Below are 18,021 nucleotides of genomic sequence, written 5' to 3'. Positions count from 1 at the left end.
TTATATAAACATAAATTTCATAATAACTATTTGATTATATCATTGGAATACTTTTCCATTCTCCTATTAAGTGCATGCCTTGAAATTCCAAGGATTTTTGAAGCAGCACTAAAATTTCCGTTTGATTTACTTAAAGCTTTTTTTATATAGTACTTTTCCAAATCTGCTACTTTTTCTTCTAACGAAAACCCTTCTTGAATAAATTCTTCATTTGGCTCTGCAATTGTCACATTTTCTCCTGCAGTTACTTGCTCTTGTATTTCACTTGGAAGATTTTCAACATCTATAAAACCTCCATTATTTAAAATTACAATTCTCTCTATAATATTTTTAAGTTCTCTTATATTTCCAGGCCATTGATAGGATATTATCCTGTCAATAGCTTCATTTGTGAAGTCTTTAAAATTTTTCTTGAACTTGATATTAAAAATGTCCAAAAAGTATTTAGATAGCTCCACAATATCAAGTTTTCTTTCCCTTAATGCCGGAATAAAAATTGGTACTACATTTAGTCTGTAATATAAATCTTCCCTAAACTCCTTTTTGGCTATTGCCTCTTCAAGATTCTTGTTAGTAGCTGCAATCACTCTTATATCAACTTCTATTTCCTCAAGTCCGCCTATTCTGTTAAATTTTCTTGTTTCAAGAAATCTCAAAATCTTAGACTGTATATCAAGCGGCATCTCTCCTAACTCATCAAGAAATACAGTACCCCCATGTGCCAGTTCCAAAAGTCCTCTCTTTCTTGAATTTGCACCACTAAATGCATTTTTTTCAAAACCAAAAAGTTCGCTTTCAAGAAGCTGCCTAGGTATCGCAGCGCAATTGACACTGAGCATTACTGAATCCTTTCTAGCACTATTTTTATGTATGTAATTTGCAACAACCTCTTTACCCGTTCCAGTTTCTCCTCTTATTAGTACAGTTACGGAATCATTTTTAGCTAACACATTCATCTTTCTTATGGTGTCTTCCATTACAGAATCTTTGCTTATAAATGTATCTTCAGTTCTTAATTCTTTTTCTTCGTAAAGTTTTAGTTTTTTCTTCATACTCTGGCTGGCAATTGCCTTTGATATAGTAACCTGGATTTCCTCAATATCTAAAGGCTTTTTTATATAATCTATAGCTCCTATTCTTATTGCTTCAATGGCAGTCTTGATGTCTCCATATGCTGTCATAATAATTATTTCTACATATTCATCAATTTGCTTTATTTTTCTCGCAATATCCAACCCATTTTCTGTTCTAAGCCTCATGTCAAGCAATATAACATCTGGTCTAAATTCTTTTAACCTTTTTATTCCCTCAAGCCCGTCTGATGCTGTTTCTACATCATACCCAAAATCACCGAGCCCCTCTCCAAGGGTTAATCTCATTATTTCCTCATCATCAATTACTAGAACTTTAGTATTCATTACTCTCTCCCCTATATTTTGGCAAATATATTTTTACAATAGTTCCTACTGATTCTATGCTTTCTATTTGAATATTCCCATTATTTGCTGTAGCTAATTTATGTACTACGGAAAGGCCTAAGCCAGTCCCACTTTCTCTAGTTGTAAAAAACGGATCAAAAATTTTATTTATATTTTCCTTTTTTATTCCGCATCCATTATCCTCAAATGATATAATTATATATTTATCATCACCTTCTGTTGGTTTTTCTACAGTTATTTTCAAACCACCCTTTATATCTATGGCATCTAATGCATTAGATATTATATTTAAAAAAATTTGTAAAAGCTGCCCCTTATCAAAATATACCTGCATTAACTTCATATCACAATTCACGTTAACAAAGGCTTCTTTTTCTCTTATTTTCTTATCAGAAAAGAGAAGTGCTCTGTCAAGAATCTCAAGTACATCTATAATTTGAAATTTTGGTATTCTTGGCTTTGAAAAGTTTAAAAGATCTGTAATTAATAAGTCAAGTCTTTCTGTTTCTTTAATTATAGCTTCAAATAAATTTTGATCAGATATCTTAAGGTGGGTAGTAAGCCTTTTGTTCAATATTTGAGCACTCATTTTAATTCCAGAAAGAGGATTTCTTATCTCGTGGGCTAAAGCTGCTGTTAGTTGCCCTAGTGAAGTGAGCCTATCTATTCTCTCTACACTTTCTTCAATCTTTTTTCTGTTTGTTATATCATTAAAGCTGCAAATCACTCCAATACATTCTCCTGAGGAATCTTTCATTAATGCTGTGGTTATATCCAAATAAACTGATTCCTTTGTATCATATTCATTAAAATGCTCTATTCTATTTATTGAATCCATTCTTTCTATGGTTTCATTTATCTGTATCATAAGTGTTTTAATTATCTTTGGATTTTTTTCATTAAGACACATTACTCTTTCAATAGCATCTGAAGCAGCATCATTATAATTCATTATTTTGCCCTGCATATCTGCAGTTATTATTCCTGTTGAAATACTACGTAATATATCTTCATTGAACCTTTTCATTTGTAAAAACTTGTTGCTTCCAATAGCGACCTGCTGTTTCATCTCATTAAATGCTTCACCTAAAAGCCCTAACTCATCTTCCGTTTTGATATCTATATTATTTTTAGAGTTTCCTGATATTACATCATTATATCCTTCTAAAAGTATAGATATAGGCTTTGAAAAACTATCAATTAAAAAAAGAATTGCTTGCAGCGAAATAAATATTGAAACGACTATTAATATTAAATATGGCTTATATGTATTTAAAACATCAAAGAATATCTGATAGTTATCAATTATTACATATATAGAAATATTTAAATTTTCGTAGGTCTTCTTCTTAATTTCATACCTTTTATTCTCTGTATGTCCAAACTTTATTATATTAATATCTAAATTAATTCCATCTAAACTGGTATAAAATATATTATCTCCATTATAGGCTACCACTCCTAGCCTTTTTAATGAAGATAATTCACTAGATAGCATTTGTTTAGAATAAAAATCATTATTCATTTTATAAGTCTTTTCCGAAATTAAGTTAAAAAAGTTTTCTGTATCCTGAACAACATTCTCATAGTAAATTCTTTGCATTCTACTAAAAAAAGAAATACTTAATATTAGTGTAGGCATTATCATTAGAAATAATATCGGTAATACCATTCTTCTTTTAAACTTAAGTTTCATATTCTGCACCTTATTCTTCCTTAAAAAATACGAGTTTACAAATTTAAATTTTAATATAAATTAATTGCTGTTTTTAAACTATCCTTCCCATGCTTAACAACAATCGTTTTTATTATAACTTATTATTTTCTGATTTTGAATAAAAAGTTTTAACACTCCCATCTATGTATATGCTAGAATAATTATGTAACTATGATCAGGAGGTGCTTTTGTGTTTAAAATATTAAAAAATCTATCAGTAAACTTCATTATATTTATTGTAATTACCATTCTTATAGTTACAAATATTTACATAAATGCTAACCGTATATTATCCCAAAATAAGTATACTAAATCTTTTGATATTTCTATAGAGCAGCATAATCTTTCTATAACTGAATTTCTATCCACTTTGGAAAGTGCTATTGAGATGCTATCTAAGAATGAAATGATTCAATGTGTATCTGATAATCCTGATAAATATTATAATTCTACTCTTGAACTTTTAAAAAACTTTCAGCAAGCTTATTCTTCGACTGCATTTGCTTATTTTACACCAGAAAAAAAAATATTTGGTACTAAAAAACTTGTATCATGGCCAGACACCTCAGAAGAACTTTCAAATGACTATTGGGAGCCAACAAAAAGACCATGGTATATAAATACGATAAATTCAAAGGGAAAAATCACTTGGACAAAACCATATGTTGATAGTACTACAAAAAAGCATATTATTACTGTTTCTAAAAGTGTTATAGATAAAGAAAATAAATTTAAAGGTGTTCTGGCTATAGATATTTATCTTGATGACTTATATGAAAAAATTAACTATTTCAAGGAATTTAGCGAAGGCGATATTTACATGATCTCACGAACCGATAATACAGATTTTTTTATAATTGATAATATTAAAAACAGCAAATCTAAAGCTATTTTTAATAGCAATCTTATGGACAATCTATATAGCCAAAACTCTGGGAGTCTTCATTCTGATAGCGCCTCAGGAGAATACTACGTTTCATATACGACAAATGCAGTTACTGGATGGAAGGTTGTAGGTGTTATAGAACAAAATCAATTAATAAAAGAAACAAAGACTATAATAACTAACATATTTATTGGAGTTATTGCTATAATATTTATCAGCATTATTAGTATATTATACATTACAAAACAGATGGGCCATACTATACAATCCCTAAGTGGGTCTATTAAAGCTATAGATGAACAACCACCTTCCAAATCAATGAAGTTAAATTTATTTCAAATTCAAAATGAGGAGTTTCTACTGGAAAAGCCAACTTCAGATATTAATATATTATTTGAAATTGAAGCTGAAAAGGAAAGAATATATAAATTGATAGACAATGCTGATAACTTTACTTATTCAAGTGCTAGTGAACTAAAAATTTTAATAACAAGACTAGGCAATTGTAAAGACAAGCTCAATTTATCTATAAAGTCTCACGAAATCCAAATGATAAGTATAAATAACTTTATCCTTGAAGTACAAGATTACATAAACTCTTTACATAAAAGTTCTATTCCTATTGAGTTAAAAAATGAACTTATACAATTAGATGAACTTATTAGTTCTATTACTAACTCTTAAGTAAACTAATAGCCATATAAGTTATAACTTATATGGCTATTAGTTTACTTACAAAATATCCCTTATATTTCCCCCTTAACTATGTACCCTAATTCATTATCAATATCTTATTTCCTTTGATATCTTTAATGGTATTTATTTCTCAAACAATTTCATTGAAGCAAATTTATTTTATGTCATTAATCATTCCTTGGGAATAACCGGCATATTCTGTATTTGGATAATCCTTCTTAACTCTTTGAAAAAATATAAGCGCATTTTTATTATCATTACCTTGTTTATAACAATTTCCTATTTGGTAAAGCACCCATGGCATTATATCTAATTCCGGATTAATTTTCTCAACAATTATCAATTTTGGTAATGCCTCTTGGTACTTTCCCTGTTTATATAATTTGTTTGCCTCATTGTATATATCCCATATATTATTTGTTTTCATACTATTCCAAAGCTTATCCACTCTTGATCTTTCTGTATTATCAAGTTTTAAAGATTTTAATGCTATTAAATTATCCAGCACTTTTTCGTAATTTCCTTCTGAATAAAATTTCTCAGCATTACTTATCATTAAAATAATGTTATTTTTGTTTTTATAATTATCAAGTTCTAATTTTGTATTTTCCAAGTTCTTCTGAAGTTTCTTGTTTTGTTCCTCTATTTTATTGTATTTTTCATTCATTGCTTGTTTTTGTTCAATCTCTTGGTTTTTATTAGCATAAGTATTTTTAGTTTTACTAAACACTGCCTTAATATTAGACCCGTTCCAATAAACTAATCCTGAAATAGCAATTATCATAATTACTATTAAAAATAATATAGTGAACTCTTTTGTAAAGCTACTAGTAATTTTTATTTTATTTCTATCATTTGAATTTGAACTAACATTTTTTATGGTATTAAGAGCTTTTGAACCAGTTCTCTCAGCCTTTAGTTCCTGTAGATATTCATTTGCCAGCTTGGTATATATATCATAGCTAGCTAGTTTTTTAAAAGTTTTTTCAGCCTTATTGAATTCCTTTTTATGTACGTAGCATAACCCTAAAAGTTTTATTGCCTCACAAAAATCTGAATTAAGTGATAAAGATCTTTTTAAGTCTGTTATAGCTAAGTTCACAAGCTTTAGTTTTAAATTTATAATAGACTTATTATAAAGAGCTATAGATTTTCGAACATTACTAGGAATTTCATAAGAATTAAATTCTTCAGAAGTAATGCTAATAGCATTTATTTTTTCTATCTCATAGTCAAAATTCATAAGTATATTCCCACCTTTATCTAAGACTCGGTATTATTTCAACAAACATTTGACCAATATAATCCTAAGTTTATATATACTAAAATTAATTCCAAATTATACATTATAATTATACATATTTAGACATTTTCTTTCAATAGATTCCAACGAATAATTTTCCCACCAAGTACTTATGAATATAACTATACATTTAATATATAAAAACTATTACTATTTGAGCATTTAAAAAGCACCTGCAAACTGCAGATGCTTTAGTCTTCAACATTTGAAAAAATTAATATAATATTTTATCCATTATTTATCCCTAATTAAACTGATAACTTAACTCTTGCTTCAGAAGAGTCAACTGCTTCATCATTTCTAAGTGCTCTTAACCTTCTCATTTCATATCCTATATAAATGAACGTTATCACTGATGAAACAAAATCCGCAATTGGTCCTGATATCCATACTCCATTCAATTCATAAAAATGGGGAAGTATTAATATAAGAGGTATAAGCAGTATAATTTGTCTTAGTAAACTTAAAAACATTGAGTATTTTGCCTTTCCCACAGCCTGAAAATAATTAGTGCAAGTTGCTTGCGGTCCCACAAGAGCAAAAGCCATAAGATAAATAGAAAGTCCATTTGCTCCAAGAGCTATAAGTTTAAGGTCTGTTTTATTAAAAATTTTAATAATTTCAGTTGGGAATAGTTGAACTAAGATAAATCCAACCGTTGATATACACGTATTTACAATAACTGAGTACAGCAATGTTTTTTTAACCCTACTTATGTTTTTTGCTCCATAATTATATCCTATTATAGGCTGTGCCCCTTGGTTTACACCGAGTACAGGCATCAATATTAAAACAGCAATACTCATTATAAGAGAATAAGCTCCTATAGCAAGATCTCCACCATACTTTGCTAAATTAGTATTTATAGTAATTGTAACTAAACTAGCTGCAATTTGCATAGCAAAAGGAGACATACCTATTGCTATTATTTCCTTAATAACAGCTTTTTTCAATTTCATATTTTCTCTTTTTAGCTTTAATAAACTTTTGTTTCCTGTAAAATATTTGTATATCCATATTGAGCAAACAGCTTGCGAAGCAATAGTTGAAATTGCTGATCCTACTACTCCTAAATTAAATCCAAATATTAATATTGGATTTATAATCAAATTAAGTACAGCACCTATAAGCATAGTATTCATGGCTGTCTTAGGATCACCTTGTGAACGAATTATTGGATTCAGTCCAAATCCTATATTTTGAAGTACAGTTCCTAGAAGTACTATCCCTCCAAATTGCTTTGCATAAGGCATGGTTTCTGCACTTGCACCCAATATCTTTAAAAGAGGCTCTAAAAATATAAGTCCTAAAATAGTTACGATTATTGACATTATTATTGTAAGAACATAAGAAGTCCCTAAAATCTTTTCTGCATCTTCTTTCTTCTTTTGTCCCAGTTTTATAGAAACTACGGCTGCCGCACCTGTTCCTACAAGCATTCCTACTGCCATAATTATATTGGTAATAGGAAAGGTAACTGCTACACCTGAAAGTGCAAGTGATCCGACTCCTCTACCAACAAATATTCTATCTACAATACTATATAGGGCATTAACAAGCATACCTATAACAGCTGGAATAGAAAACTTAAGGAGAAGTTTCCCTACACTTTCCGTTTCCAATTCTTTTGATTCATTCATATTTTATTACCTCCCTTATTTTAACTACTTTATTTAGCTTCCTAAGCATCTAAGTATAATTAAACGCATTAAAATATGCTATATACTTATTTTTCTATAGCATTAAGATTAATATATAGCTTTCTCATCCATGATATAAAAATTCTTCTTTCATCATCAGAAAACCCTTGAGATACTTCATCTTCAATTTCTTTTAAAATTGCTATAGATATCTCCTTCATCTGTCTTCCCTTTTCCGTTAGATAAAGTCTTTTGAATCTTGCATCTTCATCATCCTGTTCTCTATATATAAATCCTTTTTTTAGTAACATCTCTACAAGTCCAGATACAGAAGCTGCTTTCAAACATAGATTTTCTTGAATTTCTTTTTGAGTAAGTCCATCCTTATTCCAAAGCTGATACAAAATTGACTTTTGGGATGTGGTTAGATCATACTCCTGAAACCTTTTATCATGAACATTTTTCATGGCTCTATCGATTTTATTAATCCAATATCCAATCCAATCTTCAGGTTTTTCCTTCATAAATTAGTTAGCCTCCTAAGCATTTCTTATATAAGCATAACAAATATTAAGCTTTACTGCAAGGAAATTACACCAGAAATTAATTGATGCTTCATTTTATAGAACATTTAATGCAGCTATAAATATATAAAAAAGCTATAGATTTAATCTATAGCCTTTCTCTAAGACTTATTTTTAATTTATAAGGCTCTGCAAACATATCATATGTAGAATTTTCAATTACACAGTGCTTAACTGTGAACAAAAATCCATCATGTACTGGATAAGTCACTTCCTTGCTATTTAGGATTACAAGAATTTCTTCATTAGTTAGCTGTTTTTCTATATTATTTTCTGTAAGTACTGTGCCACTTGAGTCTTTAAATTCAAATATTACTCTCATAGTTCTTTCTCCTTAAATTGTTATTTACATCTCGCTTATACTTATATTAGGATTCTTATATCTTCCCTTATTTTGCGTATTCTTACCATATTCAATAGCTTTTACTGGACAAAGATGAATACATGCTAAACATTGTGTGCATGTATCTCCCCACTCTGGTTTTTCTTTAACCCTAATAGTCTTAGAATTGCATACTTTTTCACATATTCCACACCTAGTACACTTATTATTTACATTGAACTTTTTTGTATTCATGGCATATTTATTGAATAATGGATTTATGACCGATGTTAATATTCCCGGTAAGAATCCCTTTTCAATTTGAAATATACCCACTGTTTTTTCTTTAACTATCCTGCTAATATTTCTTAAAACTTCATCTGCACACTGTAACTTCTTACTTTCAACTTCTTTTGAATCAATATTACCCATAATAATATAGTTGTTAGGCATTACAAGGGAAAATCCGCTGCTTAATTTCATGCCTTTCTTATTCAGGCAATTATCAAGAATCTTCATAGTGTTCCCTATATTTTCTCCACAAGTTGCTACAGAAAAAATGTAATTATTATTATAATTATTAATCTTTAATTTTTCAATAAACTGCAGCACCATCTTAGGCGGTGCCCAAGCATACACCGGAAATACAAAGCCTATAACTTCGTTATCTTTTAGAGTATACTCAAAACTCCCACTCTTACTATTCATTTCCTTTGATACAGAAATCAATAGTTCATCGTTATAACTTCCAATTTTTTTAGCTGCCTCTAAAGAGTTGCCTGTACCTGAAAAATAAAATATCATAATAAAACCTCTCTCCTATATATTAATTTGATTATCCTCAGCTATTGTTTTTTATCTTAATTCCTATTTCTTCGCAAACATTATTTATGGAAGGATTATTCATGTCAGATACTATTGCCATAAATTCACCGATATTATTCATTATCTCCTTAGTTTTCTTAAGTTCCTCTAATAATTTTATAGTACTTTGATTATCATCAATCTCTTTTATTGTATCATATAATTCACTGTATTTTTCTTTCCAATACTTTATATATTTAGCTTTACTTAATGCATCATATATTAGGGCATCATTTAAAACTACAGTAAGTATTCTCTCTCTATAATTTTCATCTTTCATTACTTCTAATACTTCATACATACAGTTTACAGATTTCAAATAATTGTCACTAATCACTAATATTGCGTAGCTGCTTTTCCTTATTCTCTTCATGAAGACTTTTATACTTTCCCAACTTTCAATATCCCTTTTGTCCCTTTGAAATATAACCTGTCTACTTTTAAAATAATTATCTATTTCGTTTACAACTTCCTCATCCTTCCAACAATAGGATAAAAAAATATTCTTATTCATTCAACCTCATCTCCCTGTACCTAATAATAAATTTAAATCTTTATGCGTCAGTATAATCCTATGCCTAGTTTGCCACTTGTCATGTGGGTGGCACTAGATTTTATATAGCATCCATCTGCAGGTTTTTAAATCGTACTTAATTTCAAATAATTTCATCACATCATCAATTAAGCTTTGGCATTTAAATACAAGCATGATATTGCCAGCAAGCTTCTCAGTTTCTTTTACAATAACCTTATCAACTTTTATTACCTTTATAGTTTCGTCCTCCATCTGCAACCTAAATCTTAAAGGCCTTATATCACCCTTATCGTTGGTGTAAGAAACTACTTCAATTGGCTTAGCTATGATTCTCATAAATCTCACCTTTCACTATAGCATAGAACTAATTAACGGATAGTCCTCTTCCCCTATGCCTCCGCACATTGAACTCAAACCTGAATGCAGAAAACACGATCTCATGATAGCTTTATTTCCATACTTTAATCTAATTTCATCCACTGCCTTATTTAATTCTCTATCTCTATCATAATCAAAGGAATCAAGTATGCTGTATTGATAAAAATCATTATTACAAAAATCTGTTATATGCACCCCTAGATGTCTTATGTTATTTCCTTTCCATGCATTATCGAATAACAAGCATGCTACTTCATATATTTTTCTAGTGGAATCTGTAGCTGTAATTAACTTCTTTTGACGTGAATAAGATATCAAATCACTGCCTCTTATTGATACTGAAACCACCTTACAGCAGTTACCTGAATTTCTAAGCCTCATACTTACTGTTTCACATAAAGATAAAATTACCTTATGGGCTGTTTCTTTATCTTCTACATCAAAAGGAATTGTTGTAGAGTTCCCTATACCCTTCACATCAATATAATTACCTTTTCTAACCTTTGAGTTATCTATACCATTAGCATAATTCCAAATTAATTCTCCATGACTTTTTAAAATATTTTTTAGTATATTAACATCATAATTTGCTAAATCTCCTATTGTATTGATATTTAATTTGTGTAATTTAGGAGTTGTAGCTCTACCTACCATAAATAAATCTTCAACTGGAAGAGGCCACATCTTCTCCTTTATCTCCTGTTGAAATAGAGTGTGTATTTTATCTGGCTTTTTTAGATCTGAAGCAACTTTTGCAAGTAGTTTATTATTTGATATTCCTATATTTACTGTAAACCCTAATTCATCTTTTATTCTTTGCTTTATGGTTTCAGCAAGTTTCATATAATCTGGATGTATATTTTCCATATCAGAAAAATCTAAGAAACTTTCATCTACAGAAAATCTTTGTATGTTGGGTGTATACTCTTGTAATATTTCATGCATAGCTGAGCTGCACTGAACGTATAGCCAATATCTTGGTGGTACCACTACCAATTCAGGGCACTTTATTCTAGCATTATATAAAGTTTCACCGGTTTGAATATTGTATTTCTTTGCAGGAATGGATTTCGTCAAAACAATTCCATGTCTACTTGACTCATTCCCACCTACCACTGATGGAATTGTTCTAAGATCTAACTCCTCTCCTTGCTGAAGCCTGTAGGTTGCCTCCCATGAAAGGTATGCACTATTTACGTCAATGTGAAAAATTAATCTACTCATAAACTCTCAACCTCTTAATAAATTTCAATCATACTTTAGAACATATGTTCGTATATATTATATACCATTTTTATACTTTTTATAAGAGGTTTTTAAAAAAATTATGACTTAAGTTAAAGCTATAATTAGGGTATTATTATAAAAACAAAAAAATTCCGATACTTTATTTCGTAAAGTATCGGAATTTCTGGTTTTTATGAGCAATCCATTTATGCCCATTTTATGATATTAGTTTTCATAAAGTTATTAACTTTTTAGGGCTAATATCACATCTAAAGAACATAACAATCTAAGTTGCACTAATATAAATAGTTTATTGCCTTATTATAATCTTGCGACTATAATAAAACAAATCACAACCTATAATAATGGTTTCCTCGACTATATAACATATATAATAAACCTTATAAAATCTCTCGACTCTATAAAATCTATTTCAATACATTATATAATCTTAACTCGACCTTATATTATAAGTTTCAGCCCTATTATAATGAATTTATTTTTCAAAATCAACTATAATAAAACTTTACCTCACAGTATAAGATCTTATCGCCGACCTTACATAAACCCTTATAGATCTATGTAAAATCTTTGTTCGACTCATATACACCCCAAAACCTAAGAGCATATATAAGTCTTCGCTCAACTGTCATGTCCCTTATGCTATTATTGTGCTCAATTATAAAAATATAATACATTATCTTTTTTTATTTTTAAAAAATAATTTAATAATACTATCTGATTTTTTATATAGTAAAATATAGAAGTAAACGCTAACTATCCATTTGCCTTTGATATACGGACACTCTTATGACTTGAAGCTGATTCAATTGCTGCTAAGATAACCTTCAAGGCTTCTAAGCCATCTTCTCCTGTAATTAATGGTTTTCTATTTTGTATTATTGCCTCAATAAATTCATCAATGATACCTGTAGATGTTTGATTATCATTTGTCTGAAGTTTACCTACTTTATAAAACACATTTTCGCCATTAAGTTTTTCAACTATTAAGTCATATTCAGGATTATCATAAATCCTCATTATTCCTTTTTCACAGAACAACATTGTATAATTTTTTTCCTCACCATAATACGTCCAGCTAAAAGTTGCATTTCCTATAATTCCAGTTTTAGTCTTAAGAGTGCATATCATGTTGTCACTTACTTTAACAAGATCACCATTTTCATCTTTCTTATCTAATGTGCCTTCCATTGCAGTTACATACTCTATCTCATCTTCAAGGATGTATCTTATCAGGTCAATTTTATGAATTCCTAAATCACCTGCAACCCCAAGTATAGATTGTTCCTTGTTAAAAAACCAAGTTCCTTTAGTTTTGTTTTCACTCCAATATTCAGGACCCTTATGTCCAAAAACCGTATGGAAAGTTAATACTCTTCCAAGTTCGCCACTTTTTAATATCTCCTTAGCCTTTTTATGAGCTTCGGCAAACCTTTGATTGTGATCCACCATAAGTATCTTTCCAGTGCTTTGGCTTACTTCTACCATTTCCTTAGCTTCATTTAAATCTCCAGTCATAGGCTTTTCACATAATACATGCTTACCAGATTTTAATGCCTCTATAGTTGTTTTATAATGCAAATTGTTGGGCAAACAGTTGCTGATTGCAGTGATTTCTGGATCATTAAAAATTTCTTCATAAGTCTCAGCCACTTTACCACCATAAATAGAAGCTAGCTCTTCAGCTCTATTTTTATTAGTATCATAAAAAGCTGCAATTTCTACCTGCTGGTTATTTGCATATTCGGGAGCATGTCTAAATTTCGTTATTGAACCACAACCTAAAATTCCTACTTTAATCATATTTCCACCTCAACTAATTTATTTAGTCACTTAAATTTAATCCATAAATTTTCTTAAATGCTTACTGCTATATACAAGACCTTCTTTTATTATACTTTCATCATTTGCATAATCTTCATCCTCATGTTCTATGCTGACAACACCTTTGTAATTGTTTTCTTTCAAAGTGTTTATAAATTTATCCCAATCTATTTGACCTTTTCCTGGAATTTTTGCCTTCCACCACCCTAAGTCAATAGGTGTCTTTTTATTCAGCTGTTTTCCAAAGATACTATAGTGAGAAAGCATTTCCTTAGAAAACTCTATATCCTTTGCATGAACGTGAAAAATTTTATCTTTATAATCTATAAAAGCCTTAATATAATCAATCTGAAGCCAAGTTAAATGAGAAGGATCAAAGTTTAAGCCAAGGCTTTCATTTGGTATTCGTTTAAACATTTCATTCCATAGTTCTGGTGAATAAGATATGGTTCCAGCACCTCCATCCATTTGCCATTCTGGCATAGGGCAATTTTCTATCATAAGCTTTACATTTCTATTTTTTGAGTACTCCACTAATTCTGTAAATACTTCTTCATACAAATCAAAATTTTCTTCTATTGTCATATCTAAATTTCTACCTACAAAAGTGCCCACAAGTTCCACTTCTAGCATTTGAGCTGCATCGATAACTTTTTTTAAATGTTCAATATTTTTTCTTCTAACATCAATATCTCTATGCAAATTATTGTCATAATAAGCTAAAGAAGATATGAATAAATCATTTTTTTTAAGCACTTCCTTTATTGCTTTTACGCCTTTTTCATCTAAGTTTTTTACGTCTATATCACTACCAGAATAATTTCTTGTATTTATCTTAGGCCAGCAGGATACTTCTACACAGTCAAATCCATTTGCTTTTGCCCAGTTTATTTTCTCTACCAATGTGCTTTCTTGTAAACATCCAGTTAAAAATCCAAGTTTCATATTGCTATACCTTCCTTCTTTTATATCATTATTATGATTTAAATTCTGTATAGAAAACAAACTACTCACAAAGCAAGTAGTTTATTATTTATGTTCTAAGAAGATATTATCTGACTAAATAAACTTAATTTTATTAGCTAATTTGAACATATCATGTATAGTTTTTTCCGAACAAGTAAATGATCCTAGTGGATGCGGATTTTTTGCATATTGTCCATGAAAATCCGATCCCCCTGTTGTTATTAAATTGTATTTTGATGCAATTTTAAGGATATGTTTCTTTGTTTCATCAGAATTTCGTGGATGATTATATTCAACACCATGTATTTTTTGTTGAGCTGCTAGTTCCTCTAGCAAACTCAATGAATCAAATTGTTCTGGATGTGCCATAACGGAAATTCCACCTGCTTCAGAGATTATATCTAAGGCTGAATAAATATCAGGATAAATATTTGGTACATAACAACTTCCTTGTTTCGATATAAGCTCATCTCTAAGAGGACCTATGGCTATATTACTATAACCTAAATCGCACAGAGCCTGCATAATATGAGATTCATAGATAGATTGACTTTGATCGCTGTATTGCTTAATATGCTCCATTGTAATTGGATATAACTTCATGATTTTTTCTATAACTTTAATCTTTTGTATATATCTGCTTTTTAGTGTGTCATTTAGAAAGGTTTGTAAAATTTCTGGCTTTTGTGGTAAGTAGCAGAGCATATGAACTGGCCTATTACAATTTGGATCAACAGTTGAAACTTCTACAGCAGGAACTATATTTATTTTAAATTGTTTTCCAAAGTATATTGCAGATTTTACCCCCGCCAAAGTATCATGATCACTAATAGCAATATAATCTAAACCTATTTTTTTTGAGTAACATACAATATCTTTAATACTTAAAGACCCATCCGATAATTTGCTGTGAATATGTAAATCACACTTCATCATTACACATCCTATCCTACGCAATAAATATTATTGGCATTAAAAATTTTCATCAACTTTGTAGCTAAGAAAATATATTATAAAGCAGCAGGGAATATTCCCTGCTTTTATCTATACTAATCCGATTCTTTCTTTTGTAAAAGTACAGCAGCTACGATAATAACTCCTTTAGTTGCATTTACTAGAAATGGAGGTACTCCCATTAAAGTCATCATATTATTTATTAGTCCAATGGTTAAAACTCCAAAGAAGGTACCCATAATCATACCCTTGCCGCCGCTCATGCTTACTCCACCAACAACAACTGCAGAAATTGCATCCATTTCATAAAAATTTCCAGAGGACGTTGGATTTATGCTTCCCATTCTGGAAGTTTCTATAATAGCTGCTATACCCACTAATAGTCCAATCAATGTATAGGTAAGCATTTTTATCTTGTTTACATTAATAGTTGATAACTTTGCAGCCTTTTCATTACTTCCTACTGCATAAATATATCTTCCAAATCTTGTGTACTTGCTAATTACATGCATTATAAAAGTAAGTACTAAAAAATAAATAATAGGAAGTGGTATTATTCCAAACAATTCATAGTTAGCTATTCGAATATATGATTTGTTAGTTGTTGAAAACCCTCCTCCTCTTAGAAAATACTGTGCAACAGACCTATAAATATTCATGGTTCCAAGTGTCATAATAAAAGCAGGCACCTTTCCTTTTGTTATAATTAAGCCATTTAATCCGCCTAGTACTATTCCAGTGACGATTCCTCCTAGAACCGCAAGAAGAATAGATGAAATCGGAGAAAAAGATTTTGATGTTGATTCAAGAATCAATACCACGATTGTTCCCACACCAACAAGCTGGGATCCAACAGAAAGATCAATACCACCTAAAATGATAACAAAAGTCATTCCGAGCGCAATAATTCCTACAATAGAATTATTTCTGAATATATTAACTATATTTGTAACTGAAAAGAAATCTCTACCTTTAACCATAATAGAAAGTAATACTATTATCCCAAATATTACTCCTACACTGTAATTAGCCCAAATTTTACTGAGATCTATACGTTTTCCGCTAAAATTCAATTTATCCATTCTTAATACCTCTTAATCCAAAATATTAGTTAACTTTATCTATACTTCCACCTGTAGCAAGTATCATAATCTTTTCCTCGGTTGCTTCTTCCGATGATAACTCCCTAACAATTTCCCCGTGATACATAACCATTATTCTGTCACATAAACGCATTACCTCTTGTGCCTCATTTGAAAGTACAATGATACTCATTCCCTTAGCCACAAGTTCAAATATTATCGAGTAAATATCATATTTACCTCCAACATCTACCCCTTGCGTGGGATTATCTAGTATTAAAACATCTGGTCTTGCTTCCATCCATTTACCTAAAACAACTTTTTGCTGATTTCCTCCAGAAAGAGATGTGATTAAATCTTTCTCGTTTCTCATCTTTATTTGTAAAGCATCCTTATACTTACAAGCACAACCACATTCCATTTTGTGATCTATTAAAAACCTTCTTTTAAAATTATTTAATGCAACTAAAGTGATATTTTCTACTATTGTTAAATCCTTTATTATTGCATTTTCCTTTCTATTTCTAGGCACATAACCTATTCCTGCTTGTACAGCTTCAATAGGATTTCTGATCACTACTTCTTTACCTTTATGTCTTACTGATCCCTTGGCACCACTCTTACATCCAAATAATGACTGAAAAACTTCGCTGCTTCCATCCCCTAGAAGACCTGTGAAACCTAAAATCTCACCCTTTTTTATTGAAAAATTGATATTTGAAAAATAGTTTTTCATGGAATAATCCTTTACTTCAAGAATTGTATCTCCTAATTCCCTCTTTCGATTAAACTTATCAATTTGCACATCGGACTTTACCATGAACGACGCTAAATCTTCCTCTGTAATTTTATCTTCTTTAAGATCTCCATTTGCCACAAGCACCCCATCTCTTAAGACGGAATAAGAATCACATATACTTACAATTTCCCTCAGCTTATGTGAAATAAAAATAATACCCACGCCATTTTCTTTTAATGTTCTCATTATTTTAAATACATTTTCTATCTCAACATTAGTAAGTGATGTTGTAGGTTCATCCATAATAATTAACCTTGCATTTAGCAAAATTGCTTTAGCTATTTCCACTACTTGCTTATATGAAGCATCAAGTGTACTAACCATGGTCTTAGGATCTATATTAACTTTTATTAGTTTCAATACCTCTTTTGTTTTTTCACACATCTTTTCTATATCAATAAATCCTGACTTCTTCAATATTTCAGAGCCTAAAAACATATTTTCATATACTGTTAAATCATTTACCAGATTTAATTCTTGATGAATAAATGCTATCCCCTGCTCTTTTGCATTTGATGGATTTTGGATATCAACTTCTTGTCCATCTATATATATCTCTCCGCTATCTGGCTTTAGCACCCCGCCTAATATATTCATCAATGTAGATTTACCTGCTCCGTTTTCCCCGAGTAAAGCGTGAATTTCTCCCTTTACCATTTTAAAGTTCACATCTTTTACTACGCGGTTTGAATTAAAGGATTTGTTTATTTTTTTCATTTCCAATATAATATTTTCCATATTTCTACCTCTATTATATTTTTAGTTCTTATAACTCTTAAATATT

The 18,021-nt window shown here is 30.0% G+C and carries 16 protein-coding genes; 1 reads left to right on the top strand and 15 read right to left on the bottom strand.

What is annotated here, in order from left to right:
• Positions 1 to 26: 26 nt before the first annotated feature.
• Together BSD9I1_RS02765 and BSD9I1_RS02760 are read right to left on the bottom strand one after the other, a co-directional pair.
• Entirely contained in the window at positions 27 to 1,418 is a 1,392-nt protein-coding gene (locus BSD9I1_RS02765; RefSeq protein WP_186429031.1) for a sigma-54 dependent transcriptional regulator, read from the bottom strand.
• Positions 1,408 to 3,135 (bottom strand): ATP-binding protein, encoded by a 1,728-nt coding sequence (locus BSD9I1_RS02760; protein ID WP_186429030.1) that lies wholly within the window; start codon positions 3,133 to 3,135, stop codon positions 1,408 to 1,410. Before BSD9I1_RS02760 ends, BSD9I1_RS02765 begins: the two co-directional genes overlap by 11 nt.
• Positions 3,136 to 3,346: 211 nt before the next feature.
• Between BSD9I1_RS02760 and BSD9I1_RS02755 the strand changes: the two genes are divergently transcribed.
• The gene (locus BSD9I1_RS02755) at positions 3,347 to 4,726 is read left to right on the top strand and encodes a cache domain-containing protein (RefSeq protein ID WP_186429029.1); all 1,380 of its coding nucleotides are present in this window, start codon (positions 3,347 to 3,349) and stop codon (positions 4,724 to 4,726) included.
• A 166-nt stretch (positions 4,727 to 4,892) separates the two neighbouring features.
• Here BSD9I1_RS02755 and BSD9I1_RS02750 read toward each other — a convergent pair whose 3' ends face one another.
• The 13 genes from BSD9I1_RS02750 to BSD9I1_RS02690 form a co-directional block, all read right to left on the bottom strand.
• A complete protein-coding gene (locus BSD9I1_RS02750; protein WP_186429028.1) occupies positions 4,893 to 5,981 on the bottom strand; it encodes a tetratricopeptide repeat protein in 1,089 nt (362 codons plus the stop codon).
• A 308-nt stretch (positions 5,982 to 6,289) separates the two neighbouring features.
• Entirely contained in the window at positions 6,290 to 7,681 is a 1,392-nt protein-coding gene (locus tag BSD9I1_RS02745) for an MATE family efflux transporter (RefSeq protein ID WP_035311529.1), read from the bottom strand.
• A gap of 86 nt (positions 7,682 to 7,767) precedes the next feature.
• Positions 7,768 to 8,205, bottom strand: coding sequence for a MarR family winged helix-turn-helix transcriptional regulator (locus tag BSD9I1_RS02740; protein ID WP_035311530.1), 438 nt, complete (start codon positions 8,203 to 8,205; stop codon positions 7,768 to 7,770).
• Positions 8,206 to 8,353: 148 nt separating this feature from the next.
• A complete protein-coding gene (locus BSD9I1_RS02735; protein ID WP_186429027.1) occupies positions 8,354 to 8,587 on the bottom strand; it encodes a hypothetical protein in 234 nt (77 codons plus the stop codon).
• Between the two features lie 24 nt (positions 8,588 to 8,611).
• A complete protein-coding gene (locus BSD9I1_RS02730) occupies positions 8,612 to 9,391 on the bottom strand; it encodes an EFR1 family ferrodoxin (protein ID WP_035311534.1) in 780 nt (259 codons plus the stop codon).
• Between the two features lie 37 nt (positions 9,392 to 9,428).
• Entirely contained in the window at positions 9,429 to 9,965 is a 537-nt protein-coding gene (locus BSD9I1_RS02725; protein WP_186429026.1) for a toll/interleukin-1 receptor domain-containing protein, read from the bottom strand.
• Between the two features lie 93 nt (positions 9,966 to 10,058).
• Positions 10,059 to 10,322 (bottom strand): hypothetical protein, encoded by a 264-nt coding sequence (locus BSD9I1_RS02720; RefSeq protein WP_035311536.1) that lies wholly within the window; start codon positions 10,320 to 10,322, stop codon positions 10,059 to 10,061.
• Between the two features lie 15 nt (positions 10,323 to 10,337).
• Positions 10,338 to 11,588, bottom strand: a complete 1,251-nt coding sequence (locus tag BSD9I1_RS02715) for a DNA polymerase IV (protein ID WP_186429025.1) — start codon at positions 11,586 to 11,588, stop codon at positions 10,338 to 10,340.
• Positions 11,589 to 12,368: 780 nt separating this feature from the next.
• Positions 12,369 to 13,415, bottom strand: a complete 1,047-nt coding sequence (locus BSD9I1_RS02710) for a Gfo/Idh/MocA family protein (RefSeq protein WP_186429024.1) — start codon at positions 13,413 to 13,415, stop codon at positions 12,369 to 12,371.
• Between the two features lie 36 nt (positions 13,416 to 13,451).
• Positions 13,452 to 14,381 (bottom strand): sugar phosphate isomerase/epimerase, encoded by a 930-nt coding sequence (locus tag BSD9I1_RS02705; RefSeq protein WP_186429023.1) that lies wholly within the window; start codon positions 14,379 to 14,381, stop codon positions 13,452 to 13,454.
• Between the two features lie 114 nt (positions 14,382 to 14,495).
• Positions 14,496 to 15,335 (bottom strand): PHP domain-containing protein, encoded by an 840-nt coding sequence (locus BSD9I1_RS02700; protein WP_186429022.1) that lies wholly within the window; start codon positions 15,333 to 15,335, stop codon positions 14,496 to 14,498.
• Positions 15,336 to 15,451: 116 nt separating this feature from the next.
• Positions 15,452 to 16,438, bottom strand: a complete 987-nt coding sequence (locus BSD9I1_RS02695) for an ABC transporter permease (RefSeq protein WP_052085870.1) — start codon at positions 16,436 to 16,438, stop codon at positions 15,452 to 15,454.
• Positions 16,439 to 16,463: 25 nt separating this feature from the next.
• Entirely contained in the window at positions 16,464 to 17,975 is a 1,512-nt protein-coding gene (locus tag BSD9I1_RS02690) for a sugar ABC transporter ATP-binding protein (protein WP_242966388.1), read from the bottom strand.
• Positions 17,976 to 18,021: the final 46 nt, after the last annotated feature.

The sequence above is a fragment of the Clostridium sp. BSD9I1 genome (genome assembly GCF_900185645.1).
Lineage (GTDB): Bacteria > Bacillota > Clostridia > Clostridiales > Clostridiaceae > Clostridium_AK.
Note: the sequence above shows the minus strand (reverse complement) of the source record. Positions and strands in the feature narration are given on the sequence as shown.